Source organism: Moorena sp. SIO3I6, from assembly GCF_010672095.1.
Window position 1 is genome coordinate 1 of sequence record NZ_JAAHHU010000219.1, and the last position, 8,558, is coordinate 8,558.

The following is an 8,558-nucleotide window of genomic DNA, read 5'->3' on the forward strand; positions in this document are numbered from 1 at the left end:
TCTCAAAACCATATTTATCAGTACTGGCGAGGTATCTGGTGATTTACAAGGGGCTCTACTGATTGAAGCATTGAAACGTCAGGGAACAGCAGCTGGCTTAGAGTTAGAGATTGTTGCTCTAGGCGGTAATCAAATGGCCCAAGCTGGTGCGAAGCTGTTGGGTAATACCACTAGTATTGGTTCTGTAGGAATTCTGGAATCTCTACCCTTTGTGCTGCCTACCCTGAAAGTCCAAGGTCGTGCGAAACAGTATCTCCGGCAGCAGCCCCCTGACCTAGTAGTGCTGATTGACTACATGGGACCAAATTTGAGTATTGGTAGTTTTCTCAAGCGTGAACTACCGCAAGTACCGGTAGTGTATTATATTGCTCCCCAAGAGTGGGTTTGGTCTATCTCTAAGCGCAACACCAGGATGATTGTGGAGATGACTGATCGAATGTTGGCTATTTTCCCAGAAGAAGCCCGTTACTTTGTGGAAAAGGGAGCGTCAGTTAGTTGGGTAGGTCATCCCCTGGTAGATCGGATGGAATCTAGCCCAAGCCGGGAAGAGGCTCGTGCTACCCTAGGCATAGCTCCAGAACAAACTGCGATCGCACTTTTACCTGCCTCTAGACAACAAGAAATTAAGTATCTCATGCCTGTAGTCTTCGAAGCCGCCAAGCAGCTACAGTCACAATTGTTGGATACTAAGCAACGGTCGCAGGTTAGCCAGTCGAAGGGTGAAGGGTTAAGGGAAAGTCAAGCAACATTCACCTTGCCACCTTCCAACCTTCAAGCTGATTCACCACTATTTTGGATTCCCCTATCTTTAGAAGCCTATCGCCATCCCATTGAAGAAGCAGTACAGCGCTATGGTTTACAGGCTAAGGTGGTAGCTGGTCAAACAAAGGAAATCTTGGCTGCTGCTGATTTAGCCATTACCAAGTCGGGTACAGTAAATTTGGAACTAGCACTACTAGATGTGCCCCAGGTGGTTTTCTACCGAGTTAATCCCTTTACCTACTGGCTTGCTCGCACCTTCTTGAAATTTTCGATTCCCTTCATGTCTCCCCCTAACTTGGTAGTAATGCGTTCGATTGTGCCGGAGTTGTTACAAGAGCAAGCCACTCCAGAGAATATTGTCCGGGAATCCTTGGAACTCCTTTCAGAAAACAGGAGATTAAAACAGAAAATATGCCTCTTTTATATCACCAAAAGGTACATCAGTCAACACAGCTAATGGTTGATTATCGATTGTGGTGATTATGGTATCGTCATTTTGTTCAAAAGAAATCTGACCAAAGGGTAAAGCAGCGGCATCATTGAAATCGATCACAACCCGGTCTATTTGGTCTATTGGTATATCAATATCATTTGGTATATCACTATCAAAAAGGGATAACAGACCTTCGGTCAAGCTTGGCAGTGAACTAGTATCGACTGGGATCGTATTTACCAATGTGGAGTCATCAAACAGTTCCACTGTAAAACCAGGTTTGAGAGTAGCAAGGGTATTGAGGGCCACCCCAAACTCAAGGTCGGAAACCAGTGCATCAAAGTCTTGGGTTAGGATTCCGGCGGCATTACCTTCTAAACTGTCCTTTACAAAAGCAGCGGCATCCTTGAAATCGATTACAATCGGCTCTATTGGTGTATCACTAAATGTGACCCCCATGAAACTCAGGTCATCAACAGGTTGCAAGGGCAGTTGATCGAAAGTCAAAACTGTTGTGTTAGTGGAATTAGTAGACATCTTTATTTCTCCTAAAAAATATTTTTTTCATTGCACCCTATAGGATGAAAATTGTGATTTTAGCTTGATGTAATTAGCGTCAATCACTAATCGTTTTATCCATCTGTTGTTATATTGCTTTATTGTGAGGTTAAAATTATAAAATTTGGATGAATTAAATAAATATTTTTAATGAATATTATGTGAATTTATAAAAAAAATTGGTAAGCATTCAGCTATCGTAATTATTCAGCTATCAGCGTGTCGCGTATCAGCTATCAGCTTAAATTTCCGTTCCCGTAGCGTGACCAACGGTCAATCCCGTAGCGTGGCCAACGGCCAATCGTTCCCGTAGCGTGACCAACGGCCAATCCATCCACTTGTGTACAAGCCGGTCTACCATCTCCCCATCTCCCCATCTCCCCATCTCCCCATCTCCCCATCTCCCCATCTCCCCAAAGCGCCCCTATTCACAATTTAAATGTCTGACAGTTTACCTTCGCCGGGCACTGATACTATGTTGCAGTGGTCAGGTAATTTAGATCTGGTTACTGTCTACTTCCTATTTCCCTAATCCCTATCGACCCATCAACCATGACTCTCAAAACCATATTTATCAGTACTGGCGAGGTATCTGGTGATTTACAAGGGGCTCTACTGATTGAAGCATTGAAACGTCAGGGAACAGCAGCTGGCTTAGAGTTAGAGATTGTTGCTCTAGGCGGTGATCAAATGGCTCAAGCTGGTGCGAAGCTGTTGGGTAATACCACCAGTATTGGTTCTGTAGGAATTCTGGAATCTTTACCCTTTGTGCTGCCTACCCTGAAAGTCCAAGGTCGTGCTAAACAGTATCTCCGGCAGCAGCCCCCTGACCTAGTGGTGCTGATTGACTACATGGGACCAAATTTGAGTATTGGTAGTTTTCTCAAGCGTGAACTACCGCAAGTACCGGTAGTTTATTATATTGCTCCCCAAGAGTGGGTTTGGTCTATCTCTAAGCGCAACACCAGGATGATTGTGGAGATGACTGATCGAATGTTGGCAATTTTCCCAGAAGAAGCCCGTTACTTTGTGGAAAAAGGAGCGTCAGTTAGTTGGGTAGGTCATCCCCTGGTAGATCGGATGGAATCTAGCCCAAGCCGGGAGGAGGCTCGTGCTACCTTAGGCATAGCTCCAGAACAAACTGCGATCGCACTTTTACCTGCCTCTAGACAACAAGAAATTAAGTATCTCATGCCTGTAGTCTTCGAAGCCGCCAAGCAGCTACAGTCACAATTGTTGGATACTAAGCAAACCGGCCAGCTTAGCCAGTCAAAGGGTGAAGGGTTAAGGGAAAGTCAAGCTGATTCACCACTATTTTGGATTCCCCTATCCTTAGAAGCCTATCGCCATCCCATTGAAGAAGCAGTACAGCGCTATGGTTTACAGGCTAAGGTGGTAGCTGGTCAAACTAAGGAAATCTTGGCTGCTGCTGATTTAGCCATTACCAAGTCAGGTACAGTGAATTTGGAACTAGCACTACTAGATGTGCCCCAGGTGGTTTTCTACCGAGTTAATCCCTTTACCTACTGGCTTGCTCGCACCTTCTTGAAGTTTTCGATTCCCTTCATGTCTCCCCCTAACTTAGTAGTAATGCGTTCCATTGTGCCGGAGTTGTTACAAGAGCAAGCCACACCAGAGAATATTGTCCAGGAATCCTTGGAACTCCTTTTTAATCAAGAACGGCGTCAGCAAACTCTGAAAAATTATCAGGAAATGCGCCAGTTATTGGGTGAAGTGGGCGTATGCGATCGCGCTGCTAAGGAGATTTTCCAGCTAATGAGCTAAGTGGTCAAAGGCTAATGGCTAATGCCTGATAGCTGTTCGCGTAGCGTGCGCGTAGCGCATAAGCTTACAATTATGCTAATTCCAGACAAATTCCAAGTCTAAGACAAAGCCAGGCAAAACATCTTCTCCCGATAATGTTTTGGGAGATTTTAAGACTTCTACAGGTTGATTGAGTCGATAAATTTCAACTGTCTTATGATTAGGGTCAATTAACCAACCCAAACGCAGTTGATTATCAATATACTCCTGCATTTTTTGGCGTAACGGTTCCATATTGTCACTCTTTGAACGCAACTCCAGCACAAAATCAGGACAAAGGGGTGGGAAAGTTTCTTGTTGTTCAGGGGTTAATGCATTCCATCGTTTTTGACTAACCCAAGCTGCATCAGGGGAACGAATTGCCCCATTGGGAAGTCGAAAAGCAGTCGATGAGTTAAAGGTAACCCCCAGTTTGGTTTGGCGATTCCATAACCAAAGTTGTCCTTCTATATCAATGTTGCGTTTTCCAGTATTCCCCCCAGTGGGTGGCATGACAATTAATTTTCCTGTAGCACTACGTTCTAAGCGTAAGTCTCGATTAGCAGCAGCAAGTTGTTCAAACTGCTCGTCAGTAACTCTGAGGCTAGGAGGAATGTTGATCGGAAGGGTATTCATGGATAAATCTCAAGTTATCCCTTATAGATATATCTAGCAATTGCTTCGCAACTAAGACGAATCGTTATCTTGCCCCGGACGACCCAAATAAAGCTTAACAAAATCTTCTGCTGCTGCTGGATTAATCTGATACAGCGCATCCCGAAGTTGAAGAACCATCTCAGCGCCTGGATCTCTAATTTCATTCACCCAACGATAAATATTGGAACGACCAATTCCCATCAGCACAGCGACTCGATTCTGGCTGATGCCGTAGCTTTCTAATACTTGTTTGAGGGCTTTGCCTGCTTTTCCCATGCCTCAAATTCTGTCATTTACTCACGACTGAGTAAATGGAACCAAATGGACTACAATGAGGTATACTATTTGTAGTCCATTCGGTAACAATAAGAAGGTAACTTCCCATGTCCAACAACTTTCTACCAGAACCGGAAGAAACTCCCTCGGTACCCGCCTCCGATCCTACTCCCACACCACCTGAACCCAAGCGAGAACCTGTGCGAATCCTAGTCATTGGTTCAAGTAACGGCATCACCAAAATCATCCACACCCAATACAAACTCGGCTTTGCTGAAATCAGGGAATGGAGTCCCTTAATGCCTGCTTCCATTCCTGGTAAACAGATGCGTGCTCTTACTCGCTACGTTTCTACCAATTAACCTTCCTCAATTTTTCTTAAGGGGAAAGGGAAATTATTCCCTTTCCCCATTTGCTCCTTGTCGCTGTTTAAGTCCAAGTCACAATTCAACATGATTGAATCTTATGAACTTTCTTCGCCGTCGCATCAATCCTCAAACCTTCGTCATCACTCGTAGACAACTCAGCAGATACCTAAAAATTGACCCTAGTCGAGTCTGGCGATGGCAAAAGTGGGCTCATGTACTATGGGTACATATTCAAGGAAGAGGCGGCTACTTCATTAGCTACCGTCAGCTAGAACAGTGGATAGCTGCTTGTTGTACCCTGATTCGTTCTTGCCGAGAGTTAAGAGCATTGGAAACAGTATGGTCAGCAATTTGGCGAGAAGCTAAACGATATACAGAACAAGGGATGACTCGACTCTCTGAGATTTACCAACAACGTAAAGCATATCTTTCTTATTCCTAAAAGGGTCGCAAGACACCTTCAAAACTCGAAATACTCAGCTGTTATGGGTAGATTCTAAGTTGTGAAAAAGACTTACTGCGTAACCCCTTGAGGAGTAGATTAAGTTTGTATACCCTCTTCACCATAAGGGCAACTTACCATGAGGGTAAATTCCCAAACAACAAAAAAACTAAGCACGACCACTCAATTGCACAAGCCTAATTTGTACAACCTCTTCATAAAGCTTTTCGAGCTGAGTAATATTCCCACTTAAGGTATAGCGCTCTAGAACCCTTGCCCTAGCTTTATGACCAAGCAAAGTAGTCCAGTCTCTGTGGTCACGCAATAGGGGTAATAGGGTTTTAAGTTGGGATGTCACCCCATGGGTATTGAGAATTATCCCAGCACCATCCTCTAACACTTCCCCATCAGCTCCAGCATCTGTGGCTACACAAGCCACGCCACAAGCCATGGCTTCGAGTAATGATAAGGACAGCCCTTCCAATAGAGAAGGTAAAATAAACACATCTGCTGCCCGCAAAATCTCAATCCGTTCTTGCTCGGAAGCCACAAATCCTAGCCAAATGATATTGTGTTCTTCCCCATAAAATGGTTTTAATGAAGCTAATAACGGTCCATCACCAGCAATCACTAGCTTACTGGATTCACCGAGGTTACATTGTTTCCACGCTCGCAGCAGCGCTTCAACATTTTTTTCCGTAGCAATCCGACCTTGATAAACAAACAGGCGTTGCCCTCCGAACTCAGATGCCAACTCAGAGGTAAACTGGGAGTATCCTGGAGAATATTTCTGGACATCAACTCCATTGGGAATCACTGCTAGCTTGTGATCAGGAACGCCAACCCGGATTAGGACATCCCGTTGGAGTTGAGAAAAGATAATCACTCGGTCGTAGTGGGCGAGAAACGGTGCATAAACTTGATAGGTCAGCAATTGGGTTCCCGATTGCAAATTGCGTCGTTTACCATCAAAGGGCGGATGGAAGGTCGCCACTAAGGGTAAATTGAGTTCGGTACAGATTTCCGGTAACAGGAAGTCTAAAGGAGATAAAGTTAAGGAAGCATGGACCAGATCAGGTTTGAGCTCCTGTAGCGATCGCTTCAAAACCTTACTGGCGGTTAGGGTTGGAATGGTATACATCTGAGACTTGTACAAGCAAGGCAGTGGTACCTCCTGACAACCCCACCAAGTCCGGTCCTCTTCTTCTTGGGCAAAGTGGAGGAAACTGACCTGGTAGCCCCGGTCGAGCAGAGCATTGGTCACTTCTCGATTGTAGGTGACGTTACCACAAAAAGGGGATTTTTTTCCGAGCCAGGCGATATGCATTCCGGTTGGTAGTTCTATCTCTATTTATGACGTTTATTGAAATTATTTAATCTATTACCGGAAATATACCAGTTTAAGAACCCACCTAAGAACACAAGTGCTGCTAAACCAAGAAATACAGGTTGTAAACCCAACCAAGTTTCTGCGATCCCCGCTAAGGCTAAAGGTAAACTCAAGGCGATATTAATAGCATTGTTTTGTAGTCCGAAAACTTTGCCCCGCATCTCTTCTGGTGTTTCTGCCTGGATGGTAGTCTGCATCGGGATACCGACCAAAGCCCCAAACCCCCCCAATACCATAGTCATGAGTAAAGCCAGCCAGAGATTATTAGTGAATAAGGACAACCCTACTAAGGCTACTCCCATACCCACAGAACCAGACAGACTTAAATTGACATGGGAGGTGTCATCAAACCAGTTTCCTAGGATTGCTGCACTAATCGCCATCCCAATCCCACCGGCTGCTAACAAGAAGCCAAACTGGGAAGCGGTGATCCCAGGTAGGTTTTCCGCGAGTCTTACCGCCAGAACCGCTAAAGCAGCAAAAACGGAAAACAGAATAACTTGTTGAATCATAGCATTGCGGACACTTCGATTGTGTTGTACGTAACGCAGACCATCAGCAATGTCCGCCCATACATGAGGTTGCTCAGCGTTAGACTTTGCCCGATTTTCACCAGTTCTCAGTAACAACAACACTAATCCTGCGATCGCATAAGACCCTCCTACCAAAACTTCTTTCCCCAAGTACACCCCGAAATGTAGCTGAGCTCCCAACCTATCTGCTAACGCTAACAACGGTTCACCCACAGCAAAACCAATGATTAAGGAAGCCATCATGGTTGTAGTATATAGAGAGTTGGCCGACAGTAGGTGCTGCGGTTTCACAATCAAGGGAATTACCGCTTGTTCTGCTGGGGCAAAAAATTGGGTCAGGGTAGAGACTAGAAAGGTAATCACTAATAAGACATAAAAGCCTAGTGGCAGATTGGAGACTGATGTCGAGCCTTGAGTTAAAGACAACAACCCAGGCACTAACAACACCAGTGCCCCTCGCAACAGATTGGTTAGTACCAGCACATCTTTTTTTGACCACCGATCCACATAGACGCCAGCCAAGGAACCAAATAGAACTGCTGGGATGGTAAAGGCAATCATCACCGCTGATACCCAGCCACTGATAGTTTGATCAGCATCTTTAAAGCGACTGGTTATCAAGGCAATCATTAACACCAGATAAACCTTGTCTGCTAGCTGAGAGAAGACTTGACCACTCCATAGGGCTAAGAAGTTGGAATTTTTTAGAACTGGTATAAATCCTTTATCCGGTGATGAATCCAGTTCCTGATCCCTTAGATCATCACTGCTCGATGAGGGGTTTGCCACCAAATCAGACTTGGTGAAATCAGACGTGGGGTCTGGGGAGTGTTTTTGGTTTTTTCCAGTCTCCGATGATTGCATTCTGGCTTTTTTAGGTTAGGCTTTTTTATTATCAGTAACAACTTTTTTCGATAGTCATTATTAGTATTAATTAACAGACGACAACGAATCTACTAAAGCCGCTGAACGAATTGAGCGACCAAAGTGATACTGAGCGTAGTCTCGCAAAATTCGCTCCAGCTTCACCCAGAGTGAATCTACAGACTCAGCCGCTTTCGACCCTGCCAATTGGTCTTTTAATAGTGTAGTCAGCTGAGGTAATTCAGCAGCTGCCAGTTGTTGAAGCAGGGTTAACTCCAGAGCATTCAGCTGATGATTTACTCGTGGAGGAGGGGGTAGGATGATATCAGTATCAGGGTTGTCAATGGTTTCACTCAAGCTCTGTGCTTGATTTGGAATAGTTTGATTCGGTAAATGGTTCCGATTGGACTGATTACTGACTAAACTAATAGTTCCACCAGCTTCTACACTAAAACCAACCCGCCAATTCGGG

10 protein-coding genes and 1 pseudogene are annotated in these 8,558 nt (G+C 44.8%); 4 read left to right on the top strand and 7 right to left on the bottom strand.

Annotated elements, in window-relative coordinates; translation table 11 throughout:
* Window positions 1–10: 10 nt before the first annotated feature.
* Window positions 11–1,219: a lipid-A-disaccharide synthase gene (gene lpxB, locus F6K49_RS31790; RefSeq protein WP_293103080.1), complete on the top strand. Its 1,209-nt coding sequence runs from the start codon at window positions 11–13 to the stop codon at window positions 1,217–1,219.
* Here lpxB (F6K49_RS31790) and F6K49_RS31795 read toward each other — a convergent pair.
* Window positions 1,160–1,732, bottom strand: a complete 573-nt coding sequence (locus F6K49_RS31795) for a hypothetical protein (protein ID WP_293103055.1) — start codon at window positions 1,730–1,732, stop codon at window positions 1,160–1,162. The two genes, lpxB (F6K49_RS31790) and F6K49_RS31795, sit on opposite strands and share 60 nt — an antisense overlap.
* A 257-nt stretch (window positions 1,733–1,989) precedes the next feature.
* Window positions 1,990–2,154 carry a hypothetical protein gene (locus F6K49_RS31800; RefSeq protein WP_293103058.1) on the bottom strand — a complete coding sequence of 55 codons (165 nt, stop codon included), beginning with the start codon at window positions 2,152–2,154 and terminating at the stop codon, window positions 1,990–1,992.
* A 151-nt stretch (window positions 2,155–2,305) separates the two neighbouring features.
* Between F6K49_RS31800 and lpxB (F6K49_RS31805) the strand changes: the two genes are divergently transcribed.
* On the top strand, window positions 2,306–3,538 hold the full coding sequence (lpxB, locus tag F6K49_RS31805; protein ID WP_293103061.1) for a lipid-A-disaccharide synthase: 1,233 nt from the start codon (window positions 2,306–2,308) through the stop codon (window positions 3,536–3,538).
* Between the two features lie 75 nt (window positions 3,539–3,613).
* Here lpxB (F6K49_RS31805) and F6K49_RS31810 read toward each other — a convergent pair whose 3' ends face one another.
* On the bottom strand, window positions 3,614–4,192 hold the full coding sequence (locus F6K49_RS31810; RefSeq protein ID WP_293103065.1) for a Uma2 family endonuclease: 579 nt from the start codon (window positions 4,190–4,192) through the stop codon (window positions 3,614–3,616).
* A 51-nt stretch (window positions 4,193–4,243) separates the two neighbouring features.
* Window positions 4,244–4,489: a helix-turn-helix transcriptional regulator gene (locus F6K49_RS31815; protein WP_293084951.1), complete on the bottom strand. Its 246-nt coding sequence runs from the start codon at window positions 4,487–4,489 to the stop codon at window positions 4,244–4,246.
* Window positions 4,490–4,596: 107 nt separating this feature from the next.
* Between F6K49_RS31815 and F6K49_RS31820 the strand changes: the two genes are divergently transcribed.
* Together F6K49_RS31820 and F6K49_RS31825 are read left to right on the top strand one after the other, a co-directional pair.
* Window positions 4,597–4,851 carry a peptide ABC transporter substrate-binding protein gene (locus tag F6K49_RS31820; protein ID WP_293103068.1) on the top strand — a complete coding sequence of 85 codons (255 nt, stop codon included), beginning with the start codon at window positions 4,597–4,599 and terminating at the stop codon, window positions 4,849–4,851.
* Window positions 4,852–4,954: 103 nt separating this feature from the next.
* On the top strand, window positions 4,955–5,299 hold the full coding sequence (locus F6K49_RS31825; protein WP_293103071.1) for a hypothetical protein: 345 nt from the start codon (window positions 4,955–4,957) through the stop codon (window positions 5,297–5,299).
* A 169-nt stretch (window positions 5,300–5,468) separates the two neighbouring features.
* On the opposite strand, the gene F6K49_RS31830 is transcribed toward F6K49_RS31825, so the two are convergent.
* The 3 genes and pseudogenes from F6K49_RS31830 to F6K49_RS31840 form a co-directional block, all read right to left on the bottom strand.
* Window positions 5,469–6,626, bottom strand: a complete 1,158-nt coding sequence (locus F6K49_RS31830) for a glycosyltransferase family 4 protein (protein WP_293103074.1) — start codon at window positions 6,624–6,626, stop codon at window positions 5,469–5,471.
* Window positions 6,627–6,646: 20 nt separating this feature from the next.
* Window positions 6,647–8,086, bottom strand: a complete 1,440-nt coding sequence (locus F6K49_RS31835; protein ID WP_293103077.1) for an MFS transporter — start codon at window positions 8,084–8,086, stop codon at window positions 6,647–6,649.
* Between the two features lie 66 nt (window positions 8,087–8,152).
* Window positions 8,153–8,558, bottom strand: a pseudogene (locus tag F6K49_RS31840) (DNA repair protein RecO); the annotation flags it as partial.